Genomic DNA, 16182 nt, shown 5'->3' on the forward strand with positions numbered 1-16182 from the left:
CACAAACAAGATAAATAACGCAACAAATCAATAAATAAATTTGCTTTTGCATGGAATTAAATTAAAATGTAATACATAAGTAATACACAAGAGAATCACATGAAAATCATAGCATTAGCAAATCAAAAAGGCGGAGTTGGCAAGACAACAACTCTAGTCAATCTAGCTTCAGAGCTAGCAAGAAAGAAACGAGTTCTAGTTATTGACCTAGACCCACAAGGCAACTGTTCAAAAACTTTACTTGATGGCAAAACAGCATTTGAGTTTGAAGAGACAGTTGCTCATCTATTCGACAAACCTAAAGTCGTAAACATTTCTGACCTAATCCAAAACACGGTTAGAAGTGAAACCCCAATGGAAAATCTTTTCATTGTGCCAGCGGACTACCAGTTATCACGAGTGATCGAGACATCACTAACCAAAATCAATAGAGAGCGTATTCTTGAGAGACAACTTAGCAAAATCAAAAATGACTTCGACTATGTTTTGTTGGACACCCCGCCAAACTTATCTCTAACAACTCTTAACGCAATCCAAGCATCCGAGTTAATCATTATCCCTGTCGACTCAGGAGCATTCTCGCTTGACGGTATCGCTCCGTTACTTGAGGCCGTCGAAGAAATTAAAGGTGACGATGTGAACTACAGGATTCTTAGAAATGAGGTAGATAAACGCAACTCTATTATTAATGATTTTATTAATGAAGAATTGTCGGTAATTAAAGACTTTGTGTTGAACACGGTTATTAGAAAGTCGGAAGATATCTCTAAAGCAAATGCTGTGTCATCACCAGTTCGACTCTTCAACAAGGCCGCGCTTGTAAATAACGACTACAGCTCTCTACTTAACGAATTAAACAAAATATAAAAACTATGAAATCATCGCTAAAAGGAAAAGGAGCTAGCTCTTCACTAGCTGGTCTTGGAAAGAAAGACAAAGCGCAAGATCGCGACCACAAAGCTCGCATAACAACTGTTCACGAAAGAGTAGATACGACATATAAAGTATCACCGCTAACAATGCGCCTATCTCTTTCTGACAAAAAAGCTGTTAATGACTGGGTTGATGAACTTCAAGAAGATACCAAAAGGAAGGTATCTCCAGCCAAACTAATGAGGGCGTTAACAGCAATGAAAGATGAGATCGACCAAGATAAACTATTAGCTCTCATAAATGACATGTAATATTAAGTGTAATACACATGTATTACACTCAACAAATTCATATCAAAACACCTTACTCCCGCCATACAAAGGCCAACGACTAACCGTTAGAAGTGCCTTTTCTATCCAAGGCTCGACTAAGATCTCACCAAAAGATTTGCAGAGCCTAATATCTATTTTTAGCAGTCCGGTTTTTCATCATGATTGCCCCCCGCTCAAAGACCAATCCTCGCCCATCTAAACTTATGATAAAACTAATATTATCCTCTCTCCAACACTGTGTAATACATATGTATTACATAAAATTCACACAGCAACTATATTATAGTTTCTATGCTGTAGTTTCTAAGATATAGTATCTACATCATAGATTCTGGAGATATAAACAATGTACTCAGACTACTTCTCGAAAAAGGTTGCCAAAGACAAATCATTCTTTGACAGAAAAGAAGAAACTCAAAGACTAATCATCGATATCACATCATCAAACAACACTTGGCTGGCTGGCGAAAGGCGCTTTGGAAAAACATCAATAGCTACATATGCGTGTAATCAGATCCACAAATCAAAAAAGATGTACGGGATAACTGAATTCGCTTGGGACATTTGCGATATATCATCTTGTGCAACGCTAGACTCGGCTCAACGAAAAATCTTGCACTCGATCTCTGAAGCTACGAGCCAAATCATCAACAACAAAAAGAACATCGCTGAACTTGCTAAATCAATTTTCAACAAGTTCACCCCGGAACTTGCTATTGGCGGTAGAGATTTAGCAAAGCTAACCATGAAGCTTAAAATACCTTCTGGCATCGAATCCCCAATCGATTTAGCAATCAAGTCACTTGATGAGCTCGCGACAAAATGCAAAGCAAAAGCCTGCATCATCATTGATGAGTTTCAAACTCTTCAGGAGATCGACAAAAATAAGGGCGAAAAAATCGAATGGGATATTCGCGGTGGTCTACAACATGCAGAGAATGTATGCATGATATTCGCTGGCTCAAAGCGAAGAATGATGACTGAAGCGTTCACCGACCAATCACGAGCGCTTTTTGGCATGTGTAGCAGTATGTCTATTGATGAACTACCAGCTGATGACTGCATTAAACACTTGAAGAAAGCTGCTAAAGAATCAGGATTCACTTTCGATGATGGAGCTTTGGAACGGATTTATGAAATATCAAAAGGTCATCCGCGAGACTTCAATCAACTAGCCCTATCCTCATTTCAAATTGCCACCTTTGACGAAACGCAGGTCAAACACATTACTGAAGAAATTGTCGGTAAAGCTTGGAACAGCTATGTGACCGAACTTACTGTCGGAGAAGTGAAATCGATTATTCGAGAAAAACAAGCTGCTAGTAAAAAGACAGAGATTGCGCTGCTAATCGCAATTGCTCACATAAAACCGACTAAAGTAACAACAGCTGAATTCACATCTTTCGTTGGCTTCTCGGCCACATCAATCAACCACGCATTAACAAATCTAGATCAGCAAGGCTTAATTAGAAAACGTGGCCCAAGATGGGAGCTATGCGAACCATCATATGAATCAGCACTTATTCAGATTTCAGATGACCAAATTGATAAAGATGCCCTATTCAAAGTGCTGAAGTCCGAAGAGAAGTAGCACTATTGAGAACGCTAGGAAAAATTATGCAATAACTTCCGTTTATTCAATGGATTACTAGACTTTTCGAGTTAAATTACCCACAATGTAATACATAGGTAATACACACATAGTTTATAAAAAACCCCGTCAAGGCTGGCACCAAAACGGGGTCATAACTAACGCTAAACTCGCAAAAATTTAGGATTAATCACAATGAATAATACAGGAATACGTGCCTTCTGCACAACAATACTCGCAGCATCAGCAATAACATCAGCATATCTAACAGTAACCTTTATGTTCTCACTTGGAACAGCAGCAGGTCTTGGGGCCGTCTTCGGTGTATCAGGTCTTATCTTGGATATCACAAAGACATTTGCCCCATCTCTAATGTCTCGCCTTGTTAGCAAAAACATGATCACCACCCTACTCCTTGGATCTCTGACACTTACGCTGATGGGGATTAGTACAGCTGCAAGCATATTTTCTCTACAAAACGGCGTTAACAACGCACTACGCACTTCTAATGCAGCTCAAATTGCTTCCAAAAAAGCTTCTAATCTTGAAGCAGAAATTAAGTCGCTAAATGAACTTAAAACCAAGCAACTTTCTATCAACTTCGTAACTAAAGCTGATGCAACACAAAAATTAATCAACACCAAAAATTCAGAACTTAATGCCCTACTCGACCAAACCAATGGAGCAAACGACGACTCATTTTTAGCTAAGTTCTCAACTGAAATTGTATTCATTATTGCTATCTCTCTAGAGATTATCTCAGCAATGATGACTCTATGTCTACACAACCTTAAGACAACGATGTATTACACAGGCAATACACATGAGGCGGAGCTAGACACAAATAGACAATACCCATCAAAAACCCCTATCTCACAAGGCGAGACAGCCGAGACACTAGACAAGTTGAGCACAAAAAATTCTAAAAACACAGGGCAGGGCGAGACAACATTAATTACACCTGATAAGGAAATTGTCTTTGCAGCTAAGGTTCGTGAGCAAATCTTAGAAGAATTAAAATGCGCAGTGGTTGCAGGTTTATGCAAACCAACTCATCGAGAAATCCGTCAAAAATTCGGAAGCATGATCAAACAACGTGAAATCAAAAACTACTTAGAAGCACTTGCAGAACGCAACGTACTTGTAGCAACAGATAACGGCTCGTTCCGTCTAACGTAAGGGATCATCATCATGAGAAAAGAACTTAAGGCTATCGACGGCCAGCGGATGAGATTCGTCGCTAGAGTAGGGCGTTTTGGTGAGAAATCGGCTTTCCGTGGTGGGCCGATACCAACAATTTTGCTTAACGATGTTCGAATAGCCGAAACAGGCAAGCAGGTTACTGATCACTTATGGTTCACCAAAGGCAAGTCATGGGACCTCTGCAAAGTCGGATTAGAAGTGGAGTTCGATGCACGAGTGACTACATACGAGAAAGGCTACAAGGGCTATCGAGACGATGTTTACGATGCCCCGATCACCATTGATTACAAACTTGAGCGGCCAACCAAAATCAAAATCAAAATAATATAACGCCTACAAATTACAGGACATGTTAAGAAAATCAATAAATATTAACATGTCTTCCTTTTCACGTTAATTGGATCAACCGATAACAACCTATACGTTAAAAAAATCATGAAAAATTAACCTATACAAATTTTCATGTTATCTGAATTAACCTACAATCCTTCATAGGTTAAAAAAATAAGGAAATTTTAACCTATATATATTTTCATGTAAGCTGAATTAACCTATCATTCTTCATACGTTAAAAAAATCAAGAAATTTTAACCTATGGACCAACCAGCAATTTTCAACCCTGATACACCATTCGATTTACCACCTTTACCACCAACAGCTGAAATTGAAACAGTTGAGGTCTTCAAAAGACTAGTTGGTGCATCGAGATCTTTGGCTGCACTCAACCAAGTAGCAAGGCTACTAGCAGATCAAAATCTGCTAATAAACCTAATACCAATTCTTGAGTCAAAATCGAGCTCTGAGATTGAAAACATCGTCACTACAACGGACGAACTATTCAAACACAGTAATGATGTTGAAAAAGCTGATCCAGCTACCAAAGAAACACTAAGATACAAACAGGCATTGTTTACCGGGTTTGCATCTTTACAAGACCGACCTTTGTGCGTAAGCACTGCTATTCAAGTGTGTAGTGAATTAACAGGTAGCCATGTCGATATTCGCAAGGTCACTGGAACGAACCTGAAGAACCAAAGAACAGGGGAAGTTATCTACACTCCTCCAGTTGGTGAGGATGTAATACGAAACAAGCTCTCAAACTGGGAGCACTATGCTCATTACAGCGAAATAGATCCATTGATTGCTTTAGCTATTGCTCACTATCAATTTGAGGCAATCCACCCGTTTTTGGACGGTAATGGTAGGACAGGAAGGATCTTGAATATCCTTTACTTGATCGAGAAAGGGATGCTTTCTCAGCCAATCTTGTATTTGAGTCGATTCATTGTTCAAAACAAAGACGAGTACTACAAACTGTTGCTTGATGTAAGCAGAAATCAGGATTGGGAACCTTGGGTTTGCTTCATGCTGGATGCTATAAAGATAACGGCAGATTGGACCTTCAATAAGGTTAACGCCGTAGTGGAGTTACAGAAGCAAACGGAAAGTTTCATTCAATCCGAGATCCCAAAAAATTACTCGCACGAACTGGTATCACTTCTATTCGAAAACCCATATGTTCGAGTAAGAAACCTAAAAGAAAAAGGAATATTAGGCTCAAGACAAGCAGCCATGACAACGCTGAAAAAGCTAGAGCAAATCGGCATTCTTGAGTCAAAACAAGTAGGCCGTGAAACCTTGTTTATCAACACCCGCTTACTATTCTTGATGACAAACGATATTAACGACTTTGAGCCATTTACCTAGAAATACCATTTAGTTCATGATTAGCCTCACCTCAACGAAACCACTGCTGTAACAAAGGTGGAGTGGTGAGGTTTTATTTTGCTCATCTCTTAAGATCTGAACACTCAAAAAACTAGTCGTTAAGCAGAATTGAAGGCATCCTTTTGACGACTCTTACAAATGTGATAATGCGAACTCTTACCTCATAGTATGGATATGTGGACAACTCTTCGAGTTGACACACATAACCACACAAAAAAATTTGTGCATATGATGCATAACTTCTGCGAAGTTACACACATACACACAAACAAAGTAAGTACTTTTTTGATTTTTAAAAAAGAGCTACAAGCCATCGCATCAGCGCAAAAAGTCAAACAAGTACAATTCCTCAGATTTTTCATTTCAGCAGCTCTGAGGTCCACACAGGCGTGATTTAAGCTACATAAATACAAAACCTCCAGAAAACCAGATCCTTGCACGACAAAAAAGATCTAAATTAGATCAATAAGGTAAGATTTTGACCAGATGATCTCCCAAGTAGGGTACGATCCATTCTGAGCTCGAAAATCGAGTAAAAAGCCCCTAAGGGTTTTTGCTTGATTTTGAGCAACGATTTGAGCCTCAGCGAAATTCGTAATTTCTTTTAGAACTATATTCTATAGTTCTACATTCTTAGAGAGGTGCTAAAAATATCATTATTTACCGATAAAATATCATTATTTACCGATAAAATATCATTATTTACCGATAAAATATCATTATTTACCTACGAATCTTATCATTATTTACCTATTTTTGTGACACCAATATCATTATTTACCTATTTTTCTTCCATTTTTCAGCAACATTGCCACAATCGATTTTTCTATATCATTATTTACCTACGCCATGTCATAATTGACAGAACAGGTATCATTATTTACCTATTTCATATCATAATTAGCAGACTTGGTATCATAATTGACCGAGAAAAATGTAGGAGGAAAACTTGAGTCTCACTGAAAATACAAGCTTAAGTGTCATCAACGAAGAAGACAGAAAGAACAAGTTTATCTCCTCCATCTTGTTCTCAAGGGCAACAATTTTTCACCCTTCCATTAGGTTAACCCCCTCAATGGTCAACAAAATGCATCAAATTGTTGAGTTAGGAGGCCCAGATCCAAAACACCCTTTGGAATCTGTACACATAAATAGTTACGGCAAAGATTACAGAGTTGATCTTCATGTAAACTACTTACTCCAAGGTCATCGAGACATACTAGAAACACTACTAGCGTTTGGTAAAACCATCCGCCTTGATGATGACTCATATGAAGCAGGTAAAAAATTTACATGGTCTAAAGTTTTTGAAACCATCGATGAGGGGAAGCTATCAAGCTCACAGAACCCCGTATTCAGCGATGTTTTAGATAGTGATGCCACTGTTCTATCAATGAGCATGTATGATCTTGCTATGCAAATGGGGATGACAACATCTAGACAAAACTATGATCAGATTGAGAAAAGGATTACACAATTATCTACAGCGAGCCTAGCAGTCAATGAGCTAAATGATGAAGGCCAGATACTAAGCACCAAAAATGTCTCATTTATCAGTAAATATTGCTTTTACTGTGATGAGAGCAAGTTCAAGGCAACTTCGAGTTCAGACAAATCTAGAACTAATCATGTATTCATAGTCCCATCCCCAGAGTTGCTAGAATCTATTAGAGATCATGGATACTTTTACAGACTCGAACAGAAAAAAATGGGGAATTACTCAAAAGCATCTGTTAGATCATTTTTAAAGTACTCAACAACCCACAAAAGCTCATACCTACATAACAAAACACTTGATTGGCTGATCAAGAAGTATATTCAGTCAATTGCTAGCGAAACTAGTAAGTCATTTAAGTGGGATTTGAAAAAGGACCTGCTCGCTAGCGCAGAGCAAATTGAATTGGACTTTGGCTTACATTTTGAAACTTCAGAAAACACAAAAGAAGTAAAGATCAAATACGTTGGAGAGTGATCGTGAATACCTGCAATTTACAGAGCTTAATGGAGCCCAAAAACAAGAAGCCACTGGACTTCACTCTAAAAGGCTTAATAAAAGGGCACGTTGGAATGTTAATCGCGGCCCCAAACGTGGGCAAATCACACCTTTCGCTATGCATAGCAATGGAGCACGCTTCAACTATGCAGATCCTTGGTATATCTGCGCAAAAACAGCCACAAAAAACATTAGTTTTGAGCTCAGAAGATAGCCTCGATGTTATTCAATCTCGAATGACAGACAAGTTAAAAAACTGCACTCAAAAGATTAAAAAAGAACTTAACGAAAATCTTCACTTTCTGACAGACATTGACCCGATTGTTGTGCCACCAACTCAATCAGCAATCGAACAAGTTGATCACAGAAAATATCTATCTGAACTCATTGAAATCTTCAAGCAATTCAACCTTGTCATCATTGATACAGTTACAGAAGCAATAGGGGAATGTGAAGAGGTTAAGCATGACAGGCACATTAAGAATGTCATTCAGCATCTTGCTAAAGAGTCCGGTGCCAGCATTTTACTAGTGCATCATGTGAACAAAGAGGAAATCAGAGGGAATCAAGAAATCACAATGGCTTCAGGCGCTGGATTGACATCAATCATGCGTCTAACAAAATGTCTTTTCACATTAAAAAGGCAAAATAACAAGTTGTGCATCGCTTACCTAAAGAGCAACTATTTCTCTGAAAATGAGCAAAGAGAGTTTTTTGTCGAAGTTAAGAATGGATTGACCGTAAACCCTGACGTTTATTCTTCCCGAACCAAGGCCGCCAAACGTGACTTTTCGCTTGATGAACCGGAACACATCACCGTTGCCGGAGTTGTTGAAGATGAAGAAACCAAGGAAAACAGAAAAAAATTGCGAGACGTTCTGTAGCCTATTATATCCCCAGCTTGGGTACAACAAACTCAGGCTCTGATAAATCTTTCACAAAGAAGGTGACAAAGATTCGAATCAAGCGAACTTTATGGTCACCTGATTTGGTAGCTTAATAACACACTTCACCCAGTCTCCGTGACTATAAATTTTCCAACTAACTAATATACATTTTTATTTTCAGTCCAGCCTCAAATTTATTAACGACACATCAGAAAAACACCTCATGTGACCATAAGCTATCACCATAAAATCCGGCTTTTTTAATTTGCACAGATGGCGTGACAAAGATCCTCAAAGCCAACCTAGCAATCGGGTGATCAACGGAGATATGTATTACACGAGTAATACATATTTATGGTTGATCTCAGTAATTCGATTTGCACAAAGAGGATGACAAAGATTGGTTGCCAAAAAGGGAATTCACCCCATAACAATTTGAAATACAAAATTGTGCTTTCCTAAATTTAAATAGAATAAATAAGGAAATAAAATATTCAACACTAGAAAATCATTAATTATAATCTTTGGAAAGTATAATCTAGAATATGGAAACTAAATATTTGCTTTCCGTATTATAGGGTATCAATCTCTGTACATCTATTTTTCGCAAAACCCAATTGACAACAATTCCCCTTTTTCTATACTGTATGCACATACAGTATGTTTTTGGTAAGTGTATGAAAGTAATACCTATATTTGCAGAATGTGGAATCGGTGGCTTTGAAAGCCCAGCTCAAGAATACAAAGAACTCGAATTAAGCCTCGATCAGCTTCTAATTCCTCGGCCAAGTTCAACGTTTTTGGGGCAAGCGAAAGGGGAGTCTATGGTTGCTGAAGGCATATTTGACGGGGATATACTCATTGTTGACCGAGGGACCACAGCTGCTCACATGGACGTCATTGTTGCCAACTACAACGGCCAGTTCGTGTGCAAAAAATTGGACAAAAAAGGGCGGCGTTTACTGTCGTGCAGTGAGCAAGATGATATAGAGATTTCTGAAGCTGATACGTTCGCTATTGAAGGTGTGGTTATCTCTAGCATCAGAGCTCATAGATCCATGAACCTGATGGGGTATTTGTAGATGTATTGCTTAGTTGATGCTAATGCGTTTTACGCATCGTGTGAAGCCGTATTCAGACCTGATTTGCGCCAAAAAGGGCAGTTGGCCCCGATTGTTGTTTTGTCGAATAACGATGGCTGTATTGTTGCGATGAATAACAGCGCCAAACGGCTTGGAGAAAAATTCGGGATCAAGAAGTTTGACCCGTTCTTTAAACACCAGAAAGCCATCGAAACTCTCGGAATCAACGTTTTTTCGAGCAACTACGAGCTCTACGCGAGCATATCTGAGCGCATGATGCAGACCATTGGCCGCTTCAGTCCTGACCACCATATTTACTCAATTGACGAGCAATTTCTCTGCTTTGACTCTTTCCCTAACCTAGACCCGCAAAGGGTCGGGGAGGAAATTCGTAAAACAGTTTGGCGTGAATGTCGCATCCCCGTGTCGGTCGGTTTTGGTGACACTTTGACGTTGGCGAAGCTTGCTAACAGATGGGCCAAAAACGAACCCAGTGGTGTTTTTAGGATCGGCAAATCAGAAAACATGCGTAAAACGCTCATAGAGAGCAATTGTGATCAAATCTGGGGGATCGGTAGCAAATACACTCAACGTTTGAAATTTGAGGGTATTACGAATGCATTACAGCTATCCGAAGCTTCATTTTCCGAACTCAGACGCACGTATAACATCGAAATTGAACGAATTGCGCGAGAATTGAATGGGGAGCGCTGTAGATCTTATGATGAAATCAGAGCAGACAAAAAACAGATCTTTAGCTCAAGGACTTTAGGCGAAAAGATCTTTTCGAAAGATTCTCTATGCGAAGCTCTATCTAAACATGCTCATATAGCATCTAGAAAGCTCAGGGAGCAACAAAGCAGGTGTAAGACGATGATAGTCTTTGCTAGCAGCTCTTTGTACGACACAGATGCTTACAGCGCTAAATTTATTCATCGTTTTGAATCACCAACAGCTGATCTAACTAAAATCACAAAAGTCATTAATCAGAACATTGATCAACTTTTTAGCGACAAAGTCGCATTTAGCAAGGTTGGGGTTGGCCTTGTAGATATTTTGTCGGAAAAGGGTTTACAGCTGGACCTTCTTGAACCCAATCCTGACAAATCTAACCTCATGTCCATTATCGACAAGACGAACCTGAGGTTCGGCTCAAATACACTGAAGTTTGGAAGTTGTGGTCGAGAGAGGGAGTGGGAAATGAAGCGTTTGTTCTTGTCTCCACGTTTCACTACCTGTTGGAGAGATTTACCTCAGATCGTTTGTTAGAACAGATCTTGCTCTTTTGTTTTTAAAAAATTCAATTTTTAATAATAGTATTGTTATGTTTTATTGTTATCTTTTATTGTAGCCCTGAATAAACATTCTATTTCAGCAATTTAGAAGAACATAGGTGACACAAAAAACCCGTTCAGGTGACACAAAAAACCCGTTCAGGTGACACAAAAAACCCGTAAAAGTGACATTTCCCGTCCGCATTTGTCACCTATAATATTCTTTACTTTCAAATTGTTAGATTTTTTGGTTGAATTTTAATCTCCACTGCCACATTTTTGAAGCATAAATTTTACAAAATATTAAACTTTTCAGGTGACACAAAATACCCGCCTAGTATCAGTAAGTTGCAATGAGGTGTTTAATTTTTGTACTGCTTCAAATCTGAGAGTGGTCAGTTTTTAATCAATCCACTTCCTAATTCAATGACTTACGGAAAGTATTTTCAGGTGACACAAAATACCCGCCTAGTATCAATTGGTTAGCTATAATTGATAAATGAGTAAGCTTCTCAGGGCCCCGTAATCCGGTTAGAACATTAAGAAAAATATCCAAAAAAATATTCCCTTCCAAAGCAGTGTCGTGCATTAATCTTGCTTATTTTTTGATCTTTGGGTGACATTTTATATTTGCTTTTTGTCACCTGAATTCTTAGGTTGATAAAAAACACAACGGTTATGAGTGAAAATTTAAAAGTAATGAAGCTAAACAAAGACAATAAAGCAAACCTATCTAACACTTTGACGGTTTTACATCACGACGGACAAGTTATAACTAGAAGAATTTTGATGAGTGTTTTATCAAACATGAAGGCTGACAACGAGGCGTTTCAGAGCGGATGCAATAAAGTCTTTTATGAAAAGCTAAAAGCAAAAGGTAAAGAAAAAGCAAATCAAATACTTCTAGAAAATGGGGCTTTGTTGCGTAATTCGATGGAACTAAATCAAGAAACTACGATCTGAGCGGCTACGCCCATCAATCGTCGTAGCCTCATGCCTAAACCTCGTTACAAAACAACTAACTGGAAGCAGTACAATAAATCCTTAATCAACCGTGGTTCTCTGACCTTTTGGATTGATGAGGAAGCGATAGCTGAGTGGAAGCAAAACAAACAAGGCAAGCGTGGTAGACCTCGCCGATTCAGCGACTTAGCCATTACTACCGCACTGATGGTGAAACGCGTTTTCTCTATGCCCTTGAGAGCGCTGCAAGGTTTTCTAGACTCCGTATTTAAGCTGGCTAACATCCCGCTTGTTTGCCCGCACTACACCTGTATAAGCCGCCGAGCTAAGGAAGTTGAAGTTTCATTTAAAACCAAAACCAGAGGAGCAATACAACATCTGGCCATTGATGCCACTGGCCTCAAGGTTTATGGCGAAGGTGAATGGAAGGTCAAGAAGCATGGAACTGATGGGAAGCGAAGAGTCTGGCGTAAGCTGCATATCGCGGTAGATACAAGCACCCACGAAATAGTCGCAGCAGAGCTGAGCTTATCTAACGTCACTGATGCCGAAGTGCTCCCCAACTTACTCAAGCAAACACGTCGTAAAATCATTGAGATATCAGGCGATGGCGCTTATGACACAAGGAATTGCCATGATGCCATACGGATCAAGCGAGCTGTTCCGCTCATCCCGCCAAGAGAAGGAGCAGCCTTCTGGGAACAAGGGCATCCTCGTAACTTAGCGGTAGGTTGCCAGAAGCTCTACGGCTCCAACAAGAAGTGGAAAAAGCGGTATGGCTATCATAAGCGCTCTCTGTCAGAGACCGCAATGTACCGAGTAAAACAGTTGCTAGGTGGGAAATTAAGTCTAAGAAATTACAACGCTCAGGTTGGCGAGACTTACGCCATGATCAAAGCACTGAACAAACTTACAGGGCTTGGTATGCCTGAAACTCAGTATATTGTATAAAAGTCGCTCAACTTTAGGAGGTTTGGTTTCTCGTCTGAATTACGCAACAAAGCCAGAAAATGGTGATGAAAAAGAAGATCTCTGGCTAGATAGCATATCAGCGTACTTTGGAATGCACTCGGAGTATTGCAGGTTTGAATTTGATATTGTCGATTTCTTCGAATTTTGGCGTGATAAAAAGACAAACAAAAAAGATTGGGAAAAGAGAAAAGAAGCTCAAAGGGCCGTTGATAAATATGTTCCTATGGTCAGAAATAAAATTCCTACTCATGGCTATGAATATATCACGCCAAGCGGATCAATCAAAAAAGGCGTCAAACCCTTGTTTGCTGATATAGCAGTTATATCTACTAATGTTGAGGTTGATGGCATAGCGCAAACTAATCAGGTGTTAAGAGTAGATATTAACCCACAGATGATGCAATTCTTTGTTTATTACAGCTCTATTTTTAAAAGAAAAGGGTTCTCTAGTATTCCTGTAAGTATGTTGCTTGGCAAGAGTGATATTGCAACAACTTTTCTAACTGTAATTCTAAGAAGATATATCAAATCAAGAAGTGATTATGTTGATTTCAAAGTTGAAGAACTAATGACATTATGTGGTTATCCAGAACTTGAGTTTAAGAAGTTTAATCAGCGAATCATTCAAAAATCAATCGAGGAAATTAATAAGGCTGATAGCGGGATAAAAATTGAAGAGATTAAAGAGGAACGGGTAAAGAGAGGCAAATCAATATTCGCCCTTAAGTTTAAAGTCGAAACAATGGGGAGTAAAGGATCTGTGGATTTGCAGAGCCCTCCTGACATAAAAGGAGCAAAGGCAACTAAGGGTAGCTCATCTACGGATGACGCAAGTAAAGATTTCAGTAAGTTCTTATCGGAGGCGGAGATTAAAAACGAATTGACCGATGAGGAATTTGAGCAAAAAATCGAGAGCGGTGAGCTTTGGTAAATCCTAGATATCGATTTCTGTATAAGTCTGAAAAATAAGAAAAAAAGTTGCAAACTTCGCAAAAACGAAGTAAATTATAATAAAGAGAACAGCAAATGAGCAAGAATGTTGAATTAGTGGTTTTGTTTGAGAGGCTTTTTCTCGATGTGAAAGAGTTATCAAAGTTATTCAGTGTAACCAAGCGCACAGCTCAGTATTGGTTTACTGGAGAGTACAAGCCGTCTCAAAAGGTTATGGATGTATTAACGCTCATAGATGAAGAACTTCAGAAAGAAGCAGAAAAGCTTAGTCAGAGCGCTTCAGTTATCAACACATATCTTTCTGATGACTCTTATAGAAACTCAGCTGATTTCGACGACAGGTTCCCTCTAGCTTGCTTAAATAGAGCACTAGCATATAGGGCAATCACAATAGCGAAGTCAGCGAAAAAAACTATAAAAACTAACATAATTTATGAGTGATACTGTAACGTTAAACAAGGGCACAATCAGAGCAACAGTAGTTGCACTAAGCATTCTGGCCGTGGGTACTTGGATAGAAGTTCAAGCAGCTGAAGCCATCTCCGGACCTTCTTCAATAGAAGTGGTTCAGGAGATGCAAAACGGCGCTAAGAGCCAAGAGATTCAATTTGCTTACGAGTTTGATTTCTCTTTCAAAGAAAAATACGACTTCGATGCAGTTGACTGGGCCGCAATACAACGCGAACCAATAAACAGAACTGCTTTCGAAGACAAGCTAACAAAGTTAAATATTGCTCTTTATCGTTATCGCCACAGCTCTAACTCAAGTGATGAATACAAAAGAGTAAAACACGAGATTGAAGGCATTAACCTTCAGCGTCATGACGCTCTATCGACATATATCCTAAATAGAGCTGAATACCGCGAATTAACTGAGCAGTGTAAGGGCGATATTTCTTGCTTCGAAGCAAATAAACAAAAGTTCGTAAATATTGTGAATAGCCTAGAGTCAATTCAGCATTTAGACAGCGGCTCAAAAGTGAATTCAACAATAAATAGTCTGCAAAACGCTTATTACAACACGCTAACTAAAAACGAAAAATATAAGCAAGCAGCGCTCAACAAATTCAAACAAAATTAATGATAATGAGGTACAGAATGAAAACTAAAACTATCAAAATCGCTATCGCAACTACCTTGTTATCAAGCACTGTTGCTTTCGCAGCAGTAAAATCAAATCCATACGGGTACAACCCAGATATCGATTACCGTAGCATCGAGAGCGGACCGAGACAGGTTAAAACTGATAAAGGTTTTAGTTTGGAAGAGTTGGATAAAATCAAACTGTCCGATCTAAAAACAGAAGAAGATAAAAAAAGATACTACATTGGTGATATTGAGCGCTGGTATCAAGCTGATGGAAAGACAGACTTCAGTGAATCTAGAAAAGGTCTTGAGGCTCTCTCTGATAAGGGTGATTTGGCCGCAACTTATGCTTTAGCTCAATACTACAGCTTATCAATGAAGTTCACTTGCGATGGTAATTGGAAGTGCGTTAAGGCTCACGGCATCGACCCTGATGCAGAAAAGTATTACAAAAGAGCTGCGGATATGGATATCACAGGCGAGTCTTACGGAAGACTGGTTAGGTACTATAGCTCTATCAGAACAAAAGAAGCGAAAGCTTTAGCTATGGAAGAAAGTACAAATTTCGTAGCGATGCAAAAAGCTTATCGTGAAAACCTAAAAAGACAAATTCAAGGGTACTAACCTTAATTACATTAAAAAAAACCTGCTCAAAAGCAGGTTTTTTTGAATCTGAATTCAACTACATCTTGAAGCCAACTTTGTGCGCTGGTTTCTTCTTATCCGCATCAGGGCTAACTCCCTCTACTGATTGCTCAACCTTAGTTTCTGGTTCTACAGTAGCTCTTTCGCCTGCATTTTTAGCTATTGCATTCGTTAATCGCTCAACGAAATCAGCATTCGGGTTACGATTGGCCGCTTTCACTACTTCGGCTTCATCAAGTTCAATACCAGAGTCTTTCAAAATAGTTTTGTAGTCATCTTCGACTCGCTTACTGTCAGCAATGGTCTCTAAGAGCTCTAGCGCATCCATCGTTTGCTTGTTATTAAGTAACTCAGATGCCTTGGAAGACATCTCTGCAATCTCTCTTTGTTTTGCTCCGAGCTCTTCAGTCAGAATTTCCTTTAGAAACGTCTTTAGTTCTTCAAAACCATTATTACCATACCGTTTCATAAGCAGATCACGGCCTTCTGGCTTTCTAAATAAATCTTTAAGTTTGTTTCTAACTGACTCCGGGTATTTTTCTTTAAAATCTCTGTCTATCTTCATGATTCAATTTTGTTTTATATCTATATTTTAATAATTT

Annotated in this window: 17 protein-coding genes; 16 read left to right on the forward strand and 1 reads right to left on the reverse strand. The window is 39.0% G+C overall.

Features of this window, described 5'->3' with window-relative positions; all coding sequences use genetic code 11:
• Positions 1–99 precede the first annotated feature (99 nt).
• From L9Q40_RS15190 to L9Q40_RS15265, 16 genes are all read left to right on the forward strand, one after another.
• Positions 100–867, forward strand: a complete 768-nt coding sequence (locus L9Q40_RS15190) for a ParA family protein (protein ID WP_498793788.1) — start codon at positions 100–102, stop codon at positions 865–867.
• 5 nt (positions 868–872) lie between these two features.
• Complete coding sequence (locus L9Q40_RS15195; RefSeq protein ID WP_498793789.1) at positions 873–1184, forward strand: hypothetical protein; 312 nt, start codon at positions 873–875, stop codon at positions 1182–1184.
• 367 nt (positions 1185–1551) lie between these two features.
• Positions 1552–2796 (forward strand): AAA family ATPase, encoded by a 1245-nt coding sequence (locus L9Q40_RS15200; RefSeq protein WP_498793790.1) that lies wholly within the window; start codon positions 1552–1554, stop codon positions 2794–2796.
• Between the two features lie 195 nt (positions 2797–2991).
• On the forward strand, positions 2992–3975 hold the full coding sequence (locus tag L9Q40_RS15205) for a hypothetical protein (protein WP_498793791.1): 984 nt from the start codon (positions 2992–2994) through the stop codon (positions 3973–3975).
• 12 nt (positions 3976–3987) lie between these two features.
• Positions 3988–4329, forward strand: a complete 342-nt coding sequence (locus tag L9Q40_RS15210) for a hypothetical protein (protein ID WP_498793792.1) — start codon at positions 3988–3990, stop codon at positions 4327–4329.
• A 264-nt stretch (positions 4330–4593) separates the two neighbouring features.
• Positions 4594–5706: a Fic family protein gene (locus L9Q40_RS15215; protein WP_498793793.1), complete on the forward strand. Its 1113-nt coding sequence runs from the start codon at positions 4594–4596 to the stop codon at positions 5704–5706.
• Between the two features lie 970 nt (positions 5707–6676).
• A complete protein-coding gene (locus tag L9Q40_RS15220; RefSeq protein WP_498793794.1) occupies positions 6677–7699 on the forward strand; it encodes a DNA mismatch repair protein in 1023 nt (340 codons plus the stop codon).
• A gap of 29 nt (positions 7700–7728) precedes the next feature.
• Complete coding sequence (locus L9Q40_RS15225; RefSeq protein ID WP_498793816.1) at positions 7729–8604, forward strand: AAA family ATPase; 876 nt, start codon at positions 7729–7731, stop codon at positions 8602–8604.
• Between the two features lie 680 nt (positions 8605–9284).
• Complete coding sequence (locus L9Q40_RS15230) at positions 9285–9689, forward strand: LexA family protein (RefSeq protein WP_498793795.1); 405 nt, start codon at positions 9285–9287, stop codon at positions 9687–9689.
• Positions 9690–10958 (forward strand): Y-family DNA polymerase, encoded by a 1269-nt coding sequence (locus L9Q40_RS15235; protein WP_498793796.1) that lies wholly within the window; start codon positions 9690–9692, stop codon positions 10956–10958.
• A gap of 683 nt (positions 10959–11641) precedes the next feature.
• A complete protein-coding gene (locus L9Q40_RS15240) occupies positions 11642–11926 on the forward strand; it encodes a hypothetical protein (protein WP_498793797.1) in 285 nt (94 codons plus the stop codon).
• A 30-nt stretch (positions 11927–11956) separates the two neighbouring features.
• The gene (locus L9Q40_RS15245; RefSeq protein ID WP_010446562.1) at positions 11957–12877 is read left to right on the forward strand and encodes an IS5-like element ISVa2 family transposase; all 921 of its coding nucleotides are present in this window, start codon (positions 11957–11959) and stop codon (positions 12875–12877) included.
• A 22-nt stretch (positions 12878–12899) separates the two neighbouring features.
• Complete coding sequence (locus L9Q40_RS15250) at positions 12900–13829, forward strand: hypothetical protein (RefSeq protein WP_498793799.1); 930 nt, start codon at positions 12900–12902, stop codon at positions 13827–13829.
• Between the two features lie 95 nt (positions 13830–13924).
• Entirely contained in the window at positions 13925–14290 is a 366-nt protein-coding gene (locus tag L9Q40_RS15255; RefSeq protein WP_498793800.1) for a hypothetical protein, read from the forward strand.
• A complete protein-coding gene (locus L9Q40_RS15260; protein ID WP_498793801.1) occupies positions 14283–14930 on the forward strand; it encodes a hypothetical protein in 648 nt (215 codons plus the stop codon). The genes L9Q40_RS15255 and L9Q40_RS15260 overlap by 8 nt, the downstream gene beginning before the upstream one ends.
• Positions 14931–14947: 17 nt before the next feature.
• Entirely contained in the window at positions 14948–15559 is a 612-nt protein-coding gene (locus L9Q40_RS15265; RefSeq protein WP_498793802.1) for a hypothetical protein, read from the forward strand.
• A 58-nt stretch (positions 15560–15617) separates the two neighbouring features.
• On the opposite strand, the gene L9Q40_RS15270 is transcribed toward L9Q40_RS15265, so the two are convergent.
• Entirely contained in the window at positions 15618–16145 is a 528-nt protein-coding gene (locus L9Q40_RS15270) for a hypothetical protein (RefSeq protein WP_498793803.1), read from the reverse strand.
• Between the last annotated feature and the right edge of the window lie 37 nt (positions 16146–16182).

This window comes from Allocatenococcus thiocycli, from assembly GCF_921292965.1.
GTDB classification, from domain to species: Bacteria; Pseudomonadota; Gammaproteobacteria; order Enterobacterales; family Vibrionaceae; genus Vibrio; species Vibrio natriegens.

Coding starts and splice junctions, on each gene's coding strand:
- L9Q40_RS15190 (WP_498793788.1), top strand. CDS start 100: ATGAAAATCATAGCATTAGCAAATCAAAAAGGCGGAGTTGGCAAGACA.
- L9Q40_RS15195 (WP_498793789.1), top strand. CDS start 873: ATGAAATCATCGCTAAAAGGAAAAGGAGCTAGCTCTTCACTAGCTGGT.
- L9Q40_RS15200 (WP_498793790.1), top strand. CDS start 1,552: ATGTACTCAGACTACTTCTCGAAAAAGGTTGCCAAAGACAAATCATTC.
- L9Q40_RS15205 (WP_498793791.1), top strand. CDS start 2,992: ATGAATAATACAGGAATACGTGCCTTCTGCACAACAATACTCGCAGCA.
- L9Q40_RS15210 (WP_498793792.1), top strand. CDS start 3,988: ATGAGAAAAGAACTTAAGGCTATCGACGGCCAGCGGATGAGATTCGTC.
- L9Q40_RS15215 (WP_498793793.1), top strand. CDS start 4,594: ATGGACCAACCAGCAATTTTCAACCCTGATACACCATTCGATTTACCA.
- L9Q40_RS15225 (WP_498793816.1), top strand. CDS start 7,729: ATGGAGCCCAAAAACAAGAAGCCACTGGACTTCACTCTAAAAGGCTTA.
- L9Q40_RS15230 (WP_498793795.1), top strand. CDS start 9,285: ATGAAAGTAATACCTATATTTGCAGAATGTGGAATCGGTGGCTTTGAA.
- L9Q40_RS15235 (WP_498793796.1), top strand. CDS start 9,690: ATGTATTGCTTAGTTGATGCTAATGCGTTTTACGCATCGTGTGAAGCC.
- L9Q40_RS15240 (WP_498793797.1), top strand. CDS start 11,642: ATGAGTGAAAATTTAAAAGTAATGAAGCTAAACAAAGACAATAAAGCA.
- L9Q40_RS15245 (WP_010446562.1), top strand. CDS start 11,957: ATGCCTAAACCTCGTTACAAAACAACTAACTGGAAGCAGTACAATAAA.
- L9Q40_RS15255 (WP_498793800.1), top strand. CDS start 13,925: ATGAGCAAGAATGTTGAATTAGTGGTTTTGTTTGAGAGGCTTTTTCTC.
- L9Q40_RS15260 (WP_498793801.1), top strand. CDS start 14,283: ATGAGTGATACTGTAACGTTAAACAAGGGCACAATCAGAGCAACAGTA.
- L9Q40_RS15265 (WP_498793802.1), top strand. CDS start 14,948: ATGAAAACTAAAACTATCAAAATCGCTATCGCAACTACCTTGTTATCA.
- L9Q40_RS15270 (WP_498793803.1), bottom strand. CDS start 16,145: ATGAAGATAGACAGAGATTTTAAAGAAAAATACCCGGAGTCAGTTAGA.